Source organism: Serratia sp. (in: enterobacteria) (assembly GCF_046715635.1).
In the GTDB taxonomy this organism is placed as follows: Bacteria; Pseudomonadota; Gammaproteobacteria; order Enterobacterales; family Enterobacteriaceae; genus Chania.
This window is the reverse complement of sequence record NZ_JBKJYW010000254.1, coordinates 1-16,898: the sequence shown is the minus strand read 5'-3', so window position 1 is coordinate 16,898 and position 16,898 is coordinate 1. Positions and strand designations below refer to the sequence as shown.

The window sequence follows — 16,898 nt, the reverse complement described above, 5'->3', positions numbered from 1 at the left end:
CAGAGAAATTGACTGAAGAGCGTGACGATTTCAACTTCCGTTATGTTGATATCCACGCAGAAGGCATCACCAAGGCCGATTTGGAAAAAACCGTGGGCAAACCGGTAGAAACCGTGCCACAGATCTTCCTCGATCAGACTCACATTGGCGGCTGCACCGATTTTGAAGCCTACGCCAAAGAAAATCTGAACCTGTTCCAGTAAGCTTCAGCTCGAACAAAAAAGGCCACCGAACGCAGGTGGCCTTTTTTACGATTAAGATTTGTGCCGCTGATAGAACTGTTGCAACGCATGCAATACCGCGCGCATTAATAAATACAACATTCCCCCCAACACACACCAGAATACGGCGCTGACTGCGTAAGCCAACTCCTGCCAAAACGAATGGCCGGGCGTCAACCAAAAGTGACGAATGATCAAACACAGCGGTACCGCATACAATGCGCCAAGCAAAGGACACAGAATACGCTGCTTACTCGACAAGTAACTGGCGATAAAACCGGGAATAATAAATAACAGCAGGCCGGTTTCACCATGATGCTCAGGCTCTGTCACGCCGACGGTACCGCCCTTCTGGCCAAGAAAAACCAGGCTAAAGAGCAGAAAACAGCTGAAAATGCCCAGCCAGTATCGATAACTCACCATCCACCTCTCCCCTCCATATCCGAAAAACGACGGATATCGCGATGTGACCGCTGACTACACCGTAAAAAAACAGCCTATCGCACAGACCTTGCGACACACGGCCGAAATCGGCAGCGCTGGCTGAACTTTTTCCTTGGTCAAAAAGGGTTAAATACGTATACCGACACCGCTTTATGCTGGCTGTCATACGTGATAGCGACTAGAATAAACGCCGCCATTCGATGGTTCGGATCGCCTTCCGATGGTTGGTTGTTATATAAGTTTTATCCATATAGTCTATGGCTGAATCTAACTCTTATAGTGTTCTTTTTCAAGAACTTACTGGTAAACAATAAGTTATCCCCCGTGAACATAAACGTCGCAAGTTTGTTAAACGGTAACTACATCCTGTTACTGTTTGTGGTACTCGCCCTGGGGCTCTGCCTCGGAAAGGTTCGTCTTGGTTCCGTTCAACTCGGTAATTCCATTGGCGTTTTAGTGGTCTCGCTGTTGCTTGGCCAGCAGCACTTTGCCATTAACACCGAAGCGTTGAGCCTCGGTTTTATGCTGTTTATTTTTTGCGTCGGCGTTGAAGCTGGCCCCAATTTCTTCTCGATTTTTTTCCGCGACGGCAAAAACTACTTCATGCTGGCGCTGGTGATGGTCGGTTCAGCGATGGTAATCGCCATCGGTCTGGGTAAGCTGTTCCGTTGGGATATCGGCCTTACCGCTGGCATGCTCGCCGGTTCAATGACCTCCACGCCGGTTTTGGTGGGTGCAGGCGATACGCTGCGTAATACCATCACCAACGGCCCGGCGCTGCTTGCCGCTCAAGATCACCTGAGCCTGGGCTACGCCCTGACCTACCTGATTGGCTTGGTCAGCCTGATTTTCGGCGCTCGTTATCTGCCAAAACTACAGCATCAGGACCTGTCTACCTCCGCTCAACAAATCGCCCGTGAGCGCGGCCTGGATACCGATAGCCAGCGCAAGGTTTATTTGCCGGTGATCCGCGCCTATCGCGTTGGCCAGGAGCTAGTTGCCTGGGCAGACGGCAAAAACCTGCGCGAGCTCGGCATTTACCGCCAAACCGGGTGCTACATTGAGCGAATTCGCCGCAATGGCATTCTGGCCAACCCGGACGGGGATGCGGTGTTGCAGGTCGGGGATGAAATCTCATTGGTCGGCTACCCTGATGCTCACGCACGCCTGGATCCCAGCTTCCGTAACGGTAAGGAAGTGTTCGACCGCGATCTGTTGGATATGCGCATCGTAACCGAAGAGATCGTGGTAAAGAACAGCAATGCGGTGGGCAAGCGCCTGAGCCAGTTGAAGCTGACCGATCATGGTTGCTTCCTGAATCGCGTGATCCGCAGCCAGATTGAAATGCCGATCGATGACAGCATCGTGTTGAATAAAGGCGATGTGCTGCAGGTTAGCGGCGATGCCCGCCGGGTAAAAAGCGTGGCGGAGAAGATCGGCTTCATCTCTATTCATAGCCAGGTCACCGATCTGCTGGCGTTCTGCGCCTTCTTTATCATCGGCCTGCTGATTGGCCAAATCACCATTCAGTTCAGCAGCAGCTTCTCCTTTGGCATCGGCAACGCCGCTGGGCTGCTGATGTCCGGCATCATGCTGGGCTTCCTGCGTGCCAACCATCCGACCTTTGGTTATATCCCTCAGGGCGCGTTGAACATGGTGAAAGAGTTCGGCCTGATGGTGTTTATGGCCGGTGTGGGTCTGAGCGCAGGGGCAGGTATCGGCAATACACTTGGCGCGGTCGGTGGCCAGATGCTCATCGCAGGCTTGATCGTCAGCCTGGTGCCGGTGGTGATCTGCTTCCTGTTTGGAGCCTACATTCTACGCATGAACCGTGCCCTGCTGTTTGGTGCCATTATGGGGGCACGTACCTGCGCCCCGGCGATGGAAATCATTAGCGACACTGCACGTAGTAATATTCCTGCGTTGGGGTATGCAGGCACCTATGCCATCGCTAACGTGTTGTTAACCTTGGCCGGCTCGCTCATCGTGGTGATCTGGCCAGGTATAATGGGGTAGCAAGGCGCTATGAGAAGTGGTGCCTCGAAGAAATATTTTTTGCTTTTCCGAGCAACAGGCAGAACTTTTCGATTAGGACATAGTCTGAATTAGTGCCACTGCTTTTCTTTGATGTCCCCATTTTGTGGAGCCCGTTAGTCCCGCCTTTTTAGGTTCAAGATTAGCGGGTTTTTTGTTGCCTGAAATCCCCCTTCCCCCCTTTGAACAGTTGGCTCTTGCTTCGTTGTGAGTAGGTTCAAGCGCCTGCACACGATAGCAACCAGCATGACAACCGGACAACAAGCCCAAAATACCGGGGCTACCATCGCTTTCAACGATCACTATCAGGTGATGGTTCTAGTGAATCGATTGGTCGGATTTTCGCCATTTCTCTAGGGTAAATGAGACCGTTGTGGCTACACCAGGGAAACACCGCAACCTCCGCATTTTATGCAGGATTTATTATGGCTGATTATGTTACATTCTGCAGACTCACTAAACTATACGCTGTTGGTCCATCTCGCGGCACCAAGTCACATTGTTAATATAGGGATATTGAATAATGGCTAACGTAATCTATGCAACATTGAAAGGTAAACAACAGGGCCTTATTTCTGCTGGGTGTTCCTCTATGGATTCCATCGGTAATAAAGGCCAGGCCGGTCATTTAGACCAAATTCTGGTTAATAGCCTGAACTATGCGATGAGCAGGGAACAGCATGTAAGCCATCACCCTGTCGTGTTTACCAAACCTATCGATAAATCCTCACCTTTGCTGGGCGTGGCTATTTCCAGCAATGAATCGCTTGAAGTCCTGTTTGAGTTCTATAGAACCAATGCGTCCGGTGCGCAAGAGCTTTACTTCACCATCTTACTCACTGATGCCACCATTTCCGATATCTCAGGCTCACACCCTCACTCAATTACCCACAGCGGCGCACAACCGCAAGAATCCATCTCTTTGAAATACAAGAGCATTACCTGGAGCCATATTATTGCGGGCACCAGTGGTTACAGTATTTGGGATGACAGAGTCTATTGATATGAAGGGGGGATGGTTAATGCCATCCCTCACAAGTTCACTTACCCTTACTATTAAAGGCGGCCATACTAACGAACGTCACCAATAAACCAAAGAAATAAGGGGCATAAGACATAAACTCATTATCTTCAGGAACAGAGATCCCTAGAATAGGGATGGTTTTCATATGAAATATATGCAAATGAAAAACCATAAAGACCCCTATTACGGCAATCGCACCAAACCGAGTGTAAGGGAAGTGTGATGATGATAACTTTCTGACCCAGATAAATAACGGGTAAAGCGTTAAGATGGAGAATAGTGAATATATATAGCTCACTTTTCACCTTTTCCGTGAGCTAACATACTGACAACAATACACAAGAAGGCATATATTAGCGGACCATAATACATAAAATCATCTTCTTCTGATACGGGAATCGCCAAAATAGGGATCACATGAGCTCTCAAAACTATCATATGGAAAAGTACAAACAAGAAGGAAATCATGATTCCAAAAAAATTATGCAAAGGGTAGTAAGATGATGTCAATTTTCTATTAGAGAAATATAAAATAACAAGGCTAATAATTGATAACACTGAATATGTATAACTCATAGACTCACCCAGACACGTCATTAAAAAAAACAATAATCGAGAGATAACACCTTCCCCCTGCTATTATATGATTAATCCTTACTTCTCTTGTGAGCCACTGCACAGACGGCAGCGGTCAATAATCCATATAAATACGGGGCATACGACATGAACTCGTTATCATCTGGCACAGCGATACCAAGTATCGGAATTAATTGAAAGTTGAAGACATACAGATGGAACAGCATAAATAACGATGCGACCAGGATAGCGTAAAATCTAGAGTATGGGTAATAAGATGACGTCAGCCCCTTTATAATTAAGTACAAAGGCCATAAGGTAACAATTGAAAATAGCGAATACAGATAGTTCATCTCCCCTCCCTGATCTAGTCTTTAGGACAGTCTATCACCACCCCATCGACCCTATCTATACATTCTCCTTGCAATCATATAAGGCAACCCGGTTAAGTATCCGAATGCTAATGAGAGATAGATCATTGGTTCGTTTTCAGAAATATCTATATCGAAAAAAGGTATTTCCCTGAAGTTCAAAACATAAAAGTGAAATAATGCAGGTGCAACTGAAATGAGTATTGCGTAAAAATGTGCGTATAGGTCTTCAGAAAGCAACAACTTCTTTAAATAAACAAAATTTAAAACCATTACCAATAGCGACAACAATATATATATAGTAATCATTAGTAACTTCTCTTTTGACTATATATAGTATTTATATCACCGAGCACCTCTACAATAATATCCATAGAACTCATACTATTAATACCCATCTCTTTAAGCCCCCACAATAGATCCGCGTTTATATAGCGATATAGACGCGCAGCATCTTCTGCCAATTTATAACCAAGCATTCCATTCACGGATAAAGCTATATCGACAACCGTATACACAACATCAGAGTCTCGCTTGCTTAATCCAAGTTGCTCCCCAATACCTTCATAAACAAACTTTACGGGCCCAGTGTAATCTTTTCTATATAAAAGATAATAACCATTTTCAACAACCCCATTGACTCCATGTGCAATCAAGAGAGCCCCAGACATCGTTCCAACAACACTCCCTACCATCCCGGCACCAACAACCACCTGCAAGCCTGACGTAACAAAACCTATGCCAGCAATAGTTAGCTTTATGTTTCCCTCTACCCTATCGTTAATATTTTTCCTCTTGTCATCTATGCTAGCCTTAACGAGGATTACCTGTTGTACATTTTTCCTTGTCATAGCTTCATCTTGCTTTCTTAGGCTTGCGATTTCCTGATCTAACGATCTCATCGCTTGATCTTGTGTTATTTCACCCGTATTAACTTTGGATGTAATATCATTGGAGTAGGAAACAACCTCACTAATAAACTTATCCTTTGCCAGGCTCCACTTCATATACTTACTGGCAACGCTGTTCATTACCTGCATAAGCTCATTCTGCTTATAACTGATAATAACGCCATTGACTCTTTGCTCTCCTCGCTCCCTATCCTCCCGATTTATATACGGATCGCGTTTAATCTCGTCCAATTCGTCATACATTCCCTGCATCAATCTATCCATGATAAAACCACTCTTTAATCTATCGTTTATCGCAAAACCGTTTGGTTTATATAATTGATAAGTATACCTTACGCAAGGTATTTCGATTGCCAGGCAGGTCACAGAGCGAGTATTAGGTTGGCTACTGGGATATAGCCAGAAGAGCGCCCACTTATTAGCGGGCCATTTTTAAGCCTCCTGCACCGGAGGCCAATCAATATCCGGCGCGGCTTCAGAATCTATCCGGTTAATCAGCACCCGGTAACGTTTCCAGGCCAGTAACTGCGCTTGCTCATCTGTTGACGCTATCCCCAGCTCTTGCGCATCCTGCAACGGGGCGATCTTCTTTGTCGCCAGTGCCAACCGTTGTGATTTATCTATCTTTGCTGCCTCCACCGCTTGCGCTTTTGACGGCGGCGGGATATCGACCCAGCAAGGTAAACCGTGACTATCAGCCCCGCGCATTTTCCCTCCTGGCTCTTGTGCGCAATACGTCGTCCACTCTACATCAGTAATGGGTTTTACATCCTCCGGCCAATTGCCGTTGGCGTTATAGGCCGGTTTATCTTCCAATACATAGAGAATATTGGTGCTCGCACTGTATCCGTAACTCATTTTATACCCCCACTGCCCACCAGAAGACCACGCGTTCATTATCTCCCATCGCCGCATTAAACCCGCCTGCTGACAGGCTTTGTGCCTCAACATTCATATTTGAATCCCCCCAGTGTCCAGCCAGAGTAAGCTGGACACCAAAACAGTCCTGTGTGTAGTCACGCGGAAAACCAACCCAGGTCAGATAGCCTTCGCCCCGGTTAACCACGCCGCCCTGGAAAATAAAACCTGTCAGTTCATCTTTGTACCACCATGCCTGGCGGTTACCCGCCACATGCGAGCGGTTGTTAAAAGATCCGCAGTCAACACGACCATTAACCTGCTCTACAATCGCGTCCCATAACCATTTATTGCCCCAGCGACTGCCCATAATGTTGCCATCATTACGCCAGTACGTCCCGTAATCACCGCCAACTAATCGGTAGTTATCCGAGGTGGTCGCTTGGATTTCTGCGCTGGTCTTTAACGTGCCGGTCAATTGGCCGCCACTCTTCATCAGATAGAGGCCATCAGCTTCGGTTTTGGTGTAGGCGTTGATATCCCCAGCCACCAGATTGACATCCCCACTCAACGGCTTGCCGTTCACCTTGATAGAGCGTAACGCGTACTTGCCATCACATTGCGCTACCGTGGACGACCTACCGGAATACCTGAGCGCGCTAAACTCCGCGTGGCTCAATGAGGCCGCCACCCGATTTCGCCGCAAGTATTACCAGAACGACGCGCACGCTGGGTATATCTTGTATATGACCGATGCGACACAAAGCACCAGTGATATGGACCGAAAACGCCAGGCGATGCACGATGCCAAAGGTCTAGGCAACTTCCGTAACTTGTTTATGTACGCGCCAAACGGCAAGCTCGGCGGCATTAAAATTTTGCCCTTGAGTGAGGTCACTACCAAGGATGATTTTTTCAATATAAAGAACTCCAGCCGTGATGACCTGTTGAGAGCGCACCGTGTGCCGCCGCAGAGGGGGATTATCCCGAATAGGACGGGTGGATTTGGGGATGTGGAGAAGGCTAGCCAGGTGGTTCACGATCATATAGCAATGCATTGGCCGAGATTATTATGTAACCTTCTAAAACAAGGTGTTGTAAAATGGTCTTTCAAAAATATCTCGGATATATAAATTCTATTCATTAAGGTGATAAGGATTATAAATGCCCTGGGATAAACCGGGGCAGGTTATCTAATAATAATTAATGGTAAAGGTTGCTGTCGCATCAGCGCGCCCAGGTTTTACCTGGTCTTCAGTCTGTATATACCTGGCCACCAAGGGCAGCACCTTGGTCGTAGAATCACTATTAGCAAAAGGATAAGTTTTAGGAGAGGCAAAGTTGACCATAGTGGGAGATGCATCGCTCACTTGGCCATAGGCTAACTGGATGCCGACTCCAGAGGCAGCTCCAGCCCCGGTTTTAAGCCCCATAATCCCTTTAGCACCGTCAATAATCGCGGTGTTAGGCGTCAGAGTCACACTTATCTGATTCAGTGGCATGGTGTTACTCACTGTTCCGTTATCCGAATAAGTTCCCGAGCCTTGAACACCATAAAATCGCGGGCAATTCGTGAAACGTATTGATGCATCCTGCCATTTGGTAGCGGTTCCCACCCCTTTAAAGGTTTTGTTGATATCAAACGTTCCCATAGACACATTCACGTCAGGTGTTTGACAGGTTTGCGCGACGATATTTATCACACCAGAAAAGCTTAGTGACGTTAATCTAATATTGATAGCCGCATCATTATCACTCCCTTCAGTAGTAAAATCTATTTTGACAGAGGGCAAATCACTACCTCTAATGACGCCTGCAGAAACAGGACCTATCTTGATAAAGATGATCTTAACGTCACGATATACAGAAACGAATGCGACGGGTGAATTAGCATTTCTTGAAGCGGCCAAAAACCTATTGGGTAATGCCACGCCTTGGATTGTGGCGGCAACGCCAATACCTGAAACTCCCGTTTTGTAAATTTGGCCAGCATACGGCGAACCATTCCAATCCGACAGGGGAAGAGGTGTCTTTGTGTAGGCTAAGCTGTTAAATATGCTGTATCCTGTTAGCGATGCTGTACAGTTTATAGTTGGTAGGCTTGAGGGTTCAAAATTCTGGCTGTACAAGATGGTACCATTCGGTAAATCCGAGCCAACGGTGATATTCTGAGCCTGCAGCGCTGCCGAAGCGGTGATCGTTGCAAAACCGCTCGCGAAAAAACACGTCATTGCTGCGCTCACATTGTAAGTATACATTGCCAGCATACCGAGCAGCAGCGATACGATTCTTTTCTTGTTGAATAACTTACTGTATTTACTCATGACTCTTATCTCATTGTTCACGGCCTATGTCGGCTAATTTTAAAGGTGCGATGTTCCCTGATTCTGGTTGGTGAACCGAGGTAACCTATTCAATAGTTGCCTGTGCACGGCCCTCAGTCTGTGGCATCAGCATGTCGCCCACTACGGTAGGGTATTTCGCTACCCTCTCCCCCACTTCACCCATAATTTGCCCTGGGGTAGATGTTGATGTTGCTATACTGCGTCTCCCCACCAATGGGAGTTTTTCCAAGCCCAACGTTAACTGCGGCATACGATGAATTATAGCTGGTGCGATGCGATTTGCTGATGTAACCATTGCTACTGCGTTATAGCACTTTCCCAGAGTTCCAGGTTCACGGTGCCTTGCTTCTGTTGGCCAAAAAATCCGCAGATGCTGGCAGTGGTTGCCTCTGTCGCTGAGTAGCGAATGATGTACGGCGGGCTGACGATACGGGTATGTAAACATTTATTGGCTATAAAATCATCGGGGAGTACCAATAGATTGAAATTTATTTCTTAATTCACTCTTCGTATGCCCTAAACATTGATTTGATGAAGACAATCCGCGTTCAACCCAAACGATTTTCATCGTGTCATTTTTGAGATGAAGGAACCTTAATTATTAGCCAGCGAATAAATTAATATCCTCACCGGAACCCCACTCAGATATATAACCTTGAAAAACAGGGCCTATAACGTAAATTCCTGTAAGCAAAGAAGGCGTTTTTTTGTTAGTAATATCCAATTGACCATCGACTATTAAGAACCCATAAAGTCTATTTTCCATATATACACGATTAACTTGAAGATGCATTTTTCAAGACCTGGAAGTTGTCATTAATACGGCATAACAAGTTTCCGGCAAGTTCCAGTAATCTCTCCGTAAAAAATCGGTGTAGTTCCCGCCTAAAAAGCGCTGTTGTGGCGAAGTAGTGATTATTTCTGACACGCTCGTTCATCACCTTCCATATCCGTTCTATTGGGTTCAAGTTGGGGCTATACGGGGGTAAAAAGTGAAGCTCAATATTCATCACATAAACCCAGTCCTTCACCAGACTACCCCGGTGATAACCGGCTCCGTTGAGGATAATATGGACCTTCTGGCTGATTGGATAAGTCTCCCTGATGGCGATGAAGAACTGAGCGATACTCAAGCTATTGATGCTGTTGTATTCCCGTACCACAGTTTTGCCAATAGCATTCAGATTCAGCGCACCCATCAAGTTCAGGCGGCTACGACTGCCGCGGGTCTTGACCGTTTTTGCTGGTTCCCCCTTTAGGCATCCAGCCATACGCCAGTTTTGTTCCTTGCGTGGGGTGAACACCATCGATGAACAGGATAGGTTCATCATCACCGGCCTCGTGCTGCAACCCTTCATAGGCGTCCACGAACGCCTGCTGGGCTTCGGCGCTGAACTTATGAGGTATCCCCACCGGTTTTTTATAGCTAACGCCGTGCTTATGCAGCCATTTATTCATGCCGGGCACGGTGTAACTTATCCCCCACAAGTCGTCAACGACGCTGACAATAGCTTGAGTTGTCGGAAGAAGATTAGCCATCAGGTAGGTGATGAGCTCCGCTGTCTGAGCCTCGTTAAGGTGACTTTGAGAGCCGCCATTTCCAGGTTTCAGTTTTTCTTCGTTAAGCCCGTCACTGAGGTGACGCCGGACAGTTGCTTCGTGGATAAGTTGGGAACGGGCGATCATATCTGGAGACCATTCATCGGCAGAGAGCAAAACACAGCGTATCCGATCGCAGATATGGCGATCCCTACATGTTAGATGCAGGTTGATAAGGGTTTGCTTTTGCTCTTCACTGAGATAAATAGTCATAACGTCAGAATGATCCTCATTCTGAAGAAAATCAAGCAGCTTCATTGTTCACGGGTATATAACGTTAACCGCAATATCATATTTTAAACTGACAGAATTTAACCTATCGAAATTATTGACAACACTATTGCTTTAATGACAACGTAGTGAAAAACCGAGCTATCATCACGTGATAAAGGGGATATAACATCGGTCATAAATGTCACTTAGACCAGGAAGGTGAGCATGTAAAACCAACATAATAACTGCATCAAGAATAAAACACCTGATTTTGAGTTGTTTAATGATTTTTTATGTACCATTTCACAATCCCGAAAGGATTTATAGGATTGCATCATGAAAATGAGTTTCTTAGGTTACCTTTTTCTGGTTTTAACCAGCCCTTTTTTTTGTGGGCACTTAAGTGCAGCCAGCACAGGCACGCTTACGGTGAAGTTTGGTCAGACAACGGAAGATATGTTCAAGGCGACTCACTCGGAAGCGGTAAATGTGGGATTTAACAACGAACTGAGAGGAAACATCTATAAAGAAACACCCGATAACAATAAGGACAAACGGAGCGATATCATTTTTGAAAGTATTAAAGATGTTTTTACCTTGTTTGATCAGAATAAAAATTTAGCCGCATTGCACTTAGAATTTAAAAACGATCAGTTTAGTGTTCTCAGTGCAATTTTAGCCAAAAAATACACCACGATCGCAAAGAATATATCATTTGTTGGCAGTGATTATCTGGAACTACACAACACCGGCGTTTATATTTACTTGATGGACCCTTTTTTCTTTTCAAATACATCACTCTTCTTTATAAGAAACGATGTGCGAAATAAACTCCTAAAAAGCATCCCCGCTGACCTGCTTGATGATAAGGTTAAGGTACTGAACTACCTCATGGAAAGAAGTTTTTCATCAATAGAGTAATCAAATAAATGCCCCCTGCTATTATGCTGAACATCACAATAACATAATAGCGGGCGGAGTTAAAATCAGCATTCAATCACCAAGAAAGCTAACAAAAATAAGAATATATGCTAGAGCTAGGGTATGGCAATGGCGGGCTGTTGAGACAGTTCCGCAGTGATTCGGCCTCTATAACCATGGCCGAATCACTGCGCTGGCCTAATTTATTGTGATGCCTTACATTCTCAATGCCACTCAGATTCAATACTCCTCATAAATGTTTTTCGAGCGGCACCACCAGCATATCAACCGCAATATGGTTGATCGTACGGCGCGTACTGGATACCAAACGGCTCCATATATCGTGGTGGTGACCAAATATCACCAAATCAATCCCCTTTTCACGGATGGTATTGTTCAGCACTTCGCATAGCTCACCACGGCCAATGATCACTTCACTGATGGGATACTCCGCCTGCTGTTGGATAGCGTTAAGCATGTTCTTCACTCGTTCGGAGAAGGTCTTATCGGTATAGTTGAATTCGCCACTACCAAACTCGCTATAGTGATTGGCTTGCTCATCGATATAAATCAACGACAGCTTGGCCTGCAGTGCGCCCGCCAATGCAGAACCTTTACGCACCAGCAGTTCGGCATCGTCACTCAGATCGGTTGCAATAACGATATGTTGATAAGTCATATTGTCGGCCCTCCGTATTACCTAATACCCAGCCTGATAACCTACCTATTAATTCTAGCCTAGCCTGCGAGTGGCTGCTTATCCTCTTATCGTTCCACTACAGGAACAATCCATCTCGGCATCAGGCACTCCTGCAAAATCTGCATGCAGCTAAACTCTTTACTATGCGCAGGACATCCCTGCTGCCAAAGAGGATCATGTGACGAACAACCAATAATTAAACCAAGGCGCAGGAAGTGGTGAAAAACCTGGAAAAACGGGATCCCCAAGCGTCTTAAGCGCTATAGAAAGCGTTAGATAACTCATTGATTATCCCAACGGGTGCAGCATGCAGCGCCCTACGTTGTGAACCCGAAGAGAGAATGTCGCAGTCTCGGTTTGCCGATCCGCATTCTCACCCGCCCGTGCCCATCTTCCGTTACAGAAAAGTTCAGAAAATAAAGAAAATATAAGATGGTGTGATATGCCCAGGACCTCCTTATACTCGGCCCTGTCGATAAGAAAAATCACCAGGCCTCCAACGCCCAATCCCCTCCCATTCGACGCTTACTCTAAGATTAATCCAAACTTCGGCTTAATCATTTACCCATGATTGGCCTGAGTGCCGGAAACGCCACGCGCCATCTCCAGGATAACGCAATGTCAATTTCTCCCTCTGCCCGGGTCGCAAGCAACAGCTTGATTGAACCTGGGGCGATTATCGGTGCGCGCGTCAGCATTGGCCCTTTCTGCATCATCGCAGCCGGCGTCGAGATTGGTGATGACACGGTGATAGCCTCTCATGTCAGCATTAACGGCCTCACCCGTATTGGCTGCGATAACGTTATCGGGCAGTTTTCCACCATCGGCGAAGCGAATCAGGATTTGAAATATGCTGGTGAAGTGACGGACGTGGTGATCGGCGACAGAAACAGGATCGGCAAGAATGCGACCATTCATCGCGGCACCGTTCAGGGCTATCGACGAACGACTATCGGCAATGACAACCTATTCTTGAACAACGTACACATTGGCCATGATTGCATTGTCGGCAATACCACGATTATCGGTGATAACTCGGGGCTGGCCGGGCATGTTGAGCTGGATGATTTTGTGCAGATCGGGTATATGTGCGCGATACATCAGTTTTGCCTGCTGGGTGCCCATGCGCATATCGCCCATCAGTCCGGCGTGGTGCAGGATGTCCCACCTTTTGTCAGCGCCAGTGGCAACCATGCCGCTCCCATCGGTGTTAACGAGTCAGCGGCAGCCTTCCAATTGCTCAACGATCAGCAACAGCAGGTGATCCTAGCCCTGTATAACATGCTGTATCACAATGCGTTGGCGATCGATGAGGTAAAACAGGAAGCGCGGCGCTTGAGCGAAACCTATCCGCTGCTGCAATGGTTTAATTCTTTCTTCTCACGATCGGCACGCGGCATTATCCGCTAGGTTCTGGATTATTCAGATGGGCGCAGCATGCGGCGCCCCCTACGATGATAGTCTGTTTCAGCGGTGAATCTGTAGCAACCCCCTCTTATGCGATTATTTAATTACCGCCCGGCCAGTAGTTTCGCTGGCTGACCAGATGCGATAGCGCACCTCGACGTCCTTCGGCACGTAAACCACAATCGGTAAGCGGCTGTTATAGCGCTGCATCGCGGCATCCCCCAGGTGAGCGGCAACGAACTCCTGGCGCTTGGTATTATCCGGGCAAGCCATCATGGTAGAGGCCGGAGCCGAGAGCTTCGCCAGTACAAAATAGTCGTAACCCCAACCTGCCAGCGTTTTACTCTCCAGGTTGCCCCCCATCATGTGGCGGTTGCAATCCACTTCCAGCGTTTGGCCAATCAGCAGCTCAACCTTAAAGTTTTCTTCATTCTCCTGCTTGGGCAAATAAATGACCTGCCGGCTCATCCCCGGCTCCGCTTTCGGGAACGGTGCTACTTTTTCCAACGGCTGCATATTGAGATCGTCAGTACTTGTGGGGGTGGCAGCAACGGCACTGACAGACGCGGCCATCAGCAGGCTGGTCATTACCATAGAAAACTTGTTCATTTTTTATCCTTACAATTCATAACCTAATACCCAACTACGCTAGCATACTTTACGTCGTTAGATTATAGGTCAAATCTGGATATCGTCCCCAAACCGCTTGCCATCTATTAAGGTTTTCTTAAGGAGGGATGATTACAGTAGCCTGATCCGTTATCGCCTATGAGCCTTCGTGTGAACCCATCAAACGCCAAACAATCTTCATTAAATCAATCCTCAACGGCTAACCAAATTAAGACTGACGCCCTTTACTCCTTGCCTGCATCCTTTTACCGTTGGCAAGCCTTTGGGCTGATGGTAGCTGCGCTGCTGTTTATCTGGCTGTCACGCAATGAACAGTTGGATTGGGCGGTCAGCAATTATTGGTATGACGCTGCCAGCCAGCGTTTTCCTTGGCAGAACAGTTACTGGCTGGATCTGATCAACCATCGGTTGTTAAAGATTTCGGTTATCACTGGAGCGGTGCTGGCGCTGTTCTGGGGAATTTATCGCCGTAGCTCGCGGTTGGTCGTCACCATGCTGTTGATCGGCATTGGACCATTGGTGGTGGGGATCCTGAAAGCCACCAGCGCGCACTCCTGCCCTTGGGATCTGCTGGAGTACGGTGGCAAGGCGATGTCGTTTCCCCTGTTTGGCACCACGCCAGCGTTTCCAGGGCCTGGCCGTTGCTTCCCCGGTGGCCACGCCTCCAGCGGTTTTGCCGTAATGGCACTGTTGTTTCTGTTTTATCCGCAACGCCCGCGCCTGGCTTACTGGTGCTGGCTGGGCGGCATCACGCTTGGCATGCTGATGGGCTTTGGCCAGGTCATGCGTGGCGCACATTTTCTTTCCCATAACCTGTGGGCCGGGTGGTGGGTTTGGTTCAGCCAGGTGGCTGTTTATTGGTGTATTAGCGGCTATTTTTGCCGTAAGACGAGGTAATACTTAATGGAGCAGTTGAACTATCTTCTTTTCGCCTGGATCGATGCCACTCCGGCCAGCCCGGAATGGTTGATCGACCTTGCCACTTTCATCGCAAGGGATCTGATCGTCATTATCCCGCTGCTGATTGTCGGCCTGTGGTTCTGGGGGGCGCATAGCCAACTGGCAGCACAGCGAGAAGTGGTAGCCAAAACGGCCATTGCCCTGCTATTTGCTATGAGCGCTTCGGCCACTATCGGTGCGCTGTTGCCTCATGAACGCCCGTTTGTCACCGGTATCGGCTATACCTTCCTGGCGCATGCAGCAGACAGTTCTTTCCCCAGCGACCATGGTACCGCCATCTTCACCTTCGCCCTGGCCTTCCTATGCTGGCATCGCGCTTGGTCCGGTCTTTTGCTGATGGCGGTGGCAGTCGCCATTGCCTGGTCCCGCGTATTCCTTGGTGTGCACTGGCCGCTGGATATGGTGGGCGGTTTCCTGCTGAGCTGTGTGGGTTGTCTGTTTGCCCAATTGGTGTGGAACCTGTTTGGTGATGCCATCGCCCAGCGTCTGACACGCCTGTACCATTTCCTGTTCGCCTTCCCGATCCGTAAAGGATGGGTGAAAGAGTAAGGCCTGCCCGCAGGGGGCTCGCCCCCTGCCAGCTATAGCACGCCAGTCGTCACGCGGAATTCCCGCATCTCTCCCGCTTTTAACATCACTGCCATCGGTGTCGCTGCAGCCTCAGGGCTACAACTTGCCGGCTGAATAAACGCGGTTGCTCGCGAGTTGGCTCGTGGCCGTTGTAAGACGGCATAGCTGAATTGGCCGGTGGCAAAACGGGTTACATATCTTCTGCCGCATGGCGCCAGCATAAAGAACTCGGCCTGATCGACATACAGCGAGAGATCGTCGGAGCAAATGACCTGTTGCGGATTATCACGGATATTGAGCGCGCAGCCTGGCAGGTTTTGGCGGAAAACGGCCCCCTCCTCACAGACATAATTCATGTGGCACATATAACTTAGTGGCTGAGCCTGCTCGGCCAGGTTGTTGATCACCATTTCAATACTGAACTGTGTACTGTCAGCGGCTAGCTGAACGGCCGGTTGGGTGCGGCAAGGGCCGTCGGCCGTACTGGCTCGTACAGTGATCGCTTCCTTCTCTACCTCCAGCCAGACATCAACCACCGGACCATGATTCGTTGGCAAACCTTGGTGAGAGGCAAAGCAACCACGGGCATCATTACGCCTTGGCTGCGCGTGACTGGCTTTTGATTTGAGGGACTGACCGTCAAACACCGCGTCCCAAATCATCAAATCCTGGTAAGGCAACAACGTTAAGTTGCCCCGTTGGTTTTGCAGCGCCAACGCGGCGATCTCACCAGGAAACATAAACGCGGTCACCGTAAAACCAGCGCCGCGATACACTTCATTCGGCTGCTTGCCGAACAATCCAGGGCTCAGATTAATGATTGTCTTCATCTTCTTTCCTCAGGGGCAGCTATTGCACAGTGAACGGATTGGTCAATGTGTAATCTATGTTATTTAAATAACATTTACCAGCCAATTCTGTGGCAGATGGTGCTCATCAACTCCGCTTATGACTCAAAAATTAGTGTTAATACAGCTATCAATCGCGATGTGACAATGTTAGGATTATAACATTACTAACATCCAAAAGCGTTATTACACCCACTGAGGAATTACCATGACTACTGAACAGATTGATTACGCTCGCTATATCGACCATACCCTGCTGGCTATGG

At 47.8% G+C, this 16,898-nt stretch carries 15 protein-coding genes and 2 pseudogenes; 8 read left to right on the top strand and 9 right to left on the bottom strand.

What is annotated here, in order from left to right:
- A partial coding sequence (locus ACLQ7H_RS12670; RefSeq protein ID WP_411752969.1) for a GrxA family glutaredoxin occupies positions 1-203 on the top strand: 203 nt, incomplete at its 5' end.
- A gap of 51 nt (positions 204-254) precedes the next feature.
- Here ACLQ7H_RS12670 and ACLQ7H_RS12665 read toward each other — a convergent pair.
- A complete protein-coding gene (locus ACLQ7H_RS12665; protein WP_411752968.1) occupies positions 255-644 on the bottom strand; it encodes an inner membrane protein YbjM in 390 nt (129 codons plus the stop codon).
- Positions 645-989: 345 nt separating this feature from the next.
- Here ACLQ7H_RS12665 and ACLQ7H_RS12660 point away from each other — a divergent pair, with 345 nt between their 5' ends.
- Together ACLQ7H_RS12660 and ACLQ7H_RS12655 are read left to right on the top strand one after the other, a co-directional pair.
- Positions 990-2,681, top strand: a complete 1,692-nt coding sequence (locus ACLQ7H_RS12660) for an aspartate:alanine antiporter (protein ID WP_411752967.1) — start codon at positions 990-992, stop codon at positions 2,679-2,681.
- 541 nt (positions 2,682-3,222) lie between these two features.
- Positions 3,223-3,702 carry an Hcp family type VI secretion system effector gene (locus ACLQ7H_RS12655; protein WP_411752966.1) on the top strand — a complete coding sequence of 160 codons (480 nt, stop codon included), beginning with the start codon at positions 3,223-3,225 and terminating at the stop codon, positions 3,700-3,702.
- 1,276 nt (positions 3,703-4,978) lie between these two features.
- On the opposite strand, the gene ACLQ7H_RS12650 is transcribed toward ACLQ7H_RS12655, so the two are convergent.
- From ACLQ7H_RS12650 to ACLQ7H_RS12640, 3 genes are all read right to left on the bottom strand, one after another.
- On the bottom strand, positions 4,979-5,836 hold the full coding sequence (locus ACLQ7H_RS12650) for a DUF4225 domain-containing protein (RefSeq protein ID WP_411752971.1): 858 nt from the start codon (positions 5,834-5,836) through the stop codon (positions 4,979-4,981).
- A 177-nt stretch (positions 5,837-6,013) separates the two neighbouring features.
- The gene (locus ACLQ7H_RS12645) at positions 6,014-6,439 is read right to left on the bottom strand and encodes a tail fiber assembly protein (RefSeq protein WP_411752965.1); all 426 of its coding nucleotides are present in this window, start codon (positions 6,437-6,439) and stop codon (positions 6,014-6,016) included.
- A 1-nt stretch (position 6,440) separates the two neighbouring features.
- Positions 6,441-6,935 (bottom strand): hypothetical protein, encoded by a 495-nt coding sequence (locus ACLQ7H_RS12640; protein ID WP_411752970.1) that lies wholly within the window; start codon positions 6,933-6,935, stop codon positions 6,441-6,443.
- A gap of 142 nt (positions 6,936-7,077) precedes the next feature.
- On the opposite strand from ACLQ7H_RS12640, the pseudogene ACLQ7H_RS12635 reads away from it, so the two are divergent.
- A pseudogene (locus ACLQ7H_RS12635) lies at positions 7,078-7,572 on the top strand (hypothetical protein); the annotation flags it as partial.
- A 60-nt stretch (positions 7,573-7,632) separates the two neighbouring features.
- On the opposite strand, the gene ACLQ7H_RS12630 reads toward ACLQ7H_RS12635, so the two are convergent.
- Positions 7,633-8,763 (bottom strand): fimbrial protein, encoded by a 1,131-nt coding sequence (locus ACLQ7H_RS12630; protein ID WP_411752964.1) that lies wholly within the window; start codon positions 8,761-8,763, stop codon positions 7,633-7,635.
- 797 nt (positions 8,764-9,560) lie between these two features.
- Positions 9,561-10,596, bottom strand: a pseudogene (locus ACLQ7H_RS12625) (IS630 family transposase).
- Between the two features lie 336 nt (positions 10,597-10,932).
- Between ACLQ7H_RS12625 and ACLQ7H_RS12620 the strand changes: the two are divergent.
- Positions 10,933-11,517: a hypothetical protein gene (locus tag ACLQ7H_RS12620; protein WP_411752963.1), complete on the top strand. Its 585-nt coding sequence runs from the start codon at positions 10,933-10,935 to the stop codon at positions 11,515-11,517.
- A 250-nt stretch (positions 11,518-11,767) separates the two neighbouring features.
- On the opposite strand, the gene ACLQ7H_RS12615 is transcribed toward ACLQ7H_RS12620, so the two are convergent.
- Positions 11,768-12,196: a universal stress protein gene (locus ACLQ7H_RS12615; protein ID WP_411752962.1), complete on the bottom strand. Its 429-nt coding sequence runs from the start codon at positions 12,194-12,196 to the stop codon at positions 11,768-11,770.
- 639 nt (positions 12,197-12,835) lie between these two features.
- Here ACLQ7H_RS12615 and lpxA point away from each other — a divergent pair.
- Positions 12,836-13,627, top strand: a complete 792-nt coding sequence (lpxA, locus tag ACLQ7H_RS12610) for an acyl-ACP--UDP-N-acetylglucosamine O-acyltransferase (RefSeq protein WP_411752961.1) — start codon at positions 12,836-12,838, stop codon at positions 13,625-13,627.
- Positions 13,628-13,720: 93 nt separating this feature from the next.
- On the opposite strand, the gene eco is transcribed toward lpxA, so the two are convergent.
- Positions 13,721-14,233, bottom strand: a complete 513-nt coding sequence (gene eco, locus ACLQ7H_RS12605) for a serine protease inhibitor ecotin (RefSeq protein WP_411752960.1) — start codon at positions 14,231-14,233, stop codon at positions 13,721-13,723.
- A gap of 159 nt (positions 14,234-14,392) precedes the next feature.
- On the opposite strand from eco, the gene ACLQ7H_RS12600 reads away from it, so the two are divergent.
- Both ACLQ7H_RS12600 and ybjG read left to right on the top strand, forming a co-directional pair.
- On the top strand, positions 14,393-15,151 hold the full coding sequence (locus ACLQ7H_RS12600; RefSeq protein WP_411752959.1) for a phosphatase PAP2 family protein: 759 nt from the start codon (positions 14,393-14,395) through the stop codon (positions 15,149-15,151).
- Positions 15,152-15,157: 6 nt separating this feature from the next.
- Positions 15,158-15,763, top strand: a complete 606-nt coding sequence (ybjG, locus tag ACLQ7H_RS12595) for an undecaprenyl-diphosphate phosphatase (protein WP_411752958.1) — start codon at positions 15,158-15,160, stop codon at positions 15,761-15,763.
- A 32-nt stretch (positions 15,764-15,795) separates the two neighbouring features.
- Here ybjG and ACLQ7H_RS12590 read toward each other — a convergent pair whose 3' ends face one another.
- Positions 15,796-16,614: a hypothetical protein gene (locus ACLQ7H_RS12590; RefSeq protein ID WP_411752957.1), complete on the bottom strand. Its 819-nt coding sequence runs from the start codon at positions 16,612-16,614 to the stop codon at positions 15,796-15,798.
- Positions 16,615-16,898: the final 284 nt, after the last annotated feature.

What these genes read in the sequence shown, in the direction of transcription:
- ACLQ7H_RS12590 (WP_411752957.1), bottom strand. Translation starts at nt 16,614, where the DNA reads ATGAAGACAATCATTAATCTGAGCCCTGGATTGTTCGGCAAGCAGCCG.
- ACLQ7H_RS12655 (WP_411752966.1), top strand. Translation starts at nt 3,223, where the DNA reads ATGGCTAACGTAATCTATGCAACATTGAAAGGTAAACAACAGGGCCTT.
- lpxA (WP_411752961.1), top strand. Translation starts at nt 12,836, where the DNA reads ATGTCAATTTCTCCCTCTGCCCGGGTCGCAAGCAACAGCTTGATTGAA.
- ACLQ7H_RS12615 (WP_411752962.1), bottom strand. Translation starts at nt 12,196, where the DNA reads ATGACTTATCAACATATCGTTATTGCAACCGATCTGAGTGACGATGCC.
- ybjG (WP_411752958.1), top strand. Translation starts at nt 15,158, where the DNA reads ATGGAGCAGTTGAACTATCTTCTTTTCGCCTGGATCGATGCCACTCCG.
- eco (WP_411752960.1), bottom strand. Translation starts at nt 14,233, where the DNA reads ATGAACAAGTTTTCTATGGTAATGACCAGCCTGCTGATGGCCGCGTCT.
- ACLQ7H_RS12645 (WP_411752965.1), bottom strand. Translation starts at nt 6,439, where the DNA reads ATGAGTTACGGATACAGTGCGAGCACCAATATTCTCTATGTATTGGAA.
- ACLQ7H_RS12620 (WP_411752963.1), top strand. Translation starts at nt 10,933, where the DNA reads ATGAAAATGAGTTTCTTAGGTTACCTTTTTCTGGTTTTAACCAGCCCT.
- ACLQ7H_RS12600 (WP_411752959.1), top strand. Translation starts at nt 14,393, where the DNA reads ATGAGCCTTCGTGTGAACCCATCAAACGCCAAACAATCTTCATTAAAT.
- ACLQ7H_RS12630 (WP_411752964.1), bottom strand. Translation starts at nt 8,763, where the DNA reads ATGAGTAAATACAGTAAGTTATTCAACAAGAAAAGAATCGTATCGCTG.
- ACLQ7H_RS12665 (WP_411752968.1), bottom strand. Translation starts at nt 644, where the DNA reads ATGGTGAGTTATCGATACTGGCTGGGCATTTTCAGCTGTTTTCTGCTC.
- ACLQ7H_RS12640 (WP_411752970.1), bottom strand. Translation starts at nt 6,935, where the DNA reads ATGAAGAGTGGCGGCCAATTGACCGGCACGTTAAAGACCAGCGCAGAA.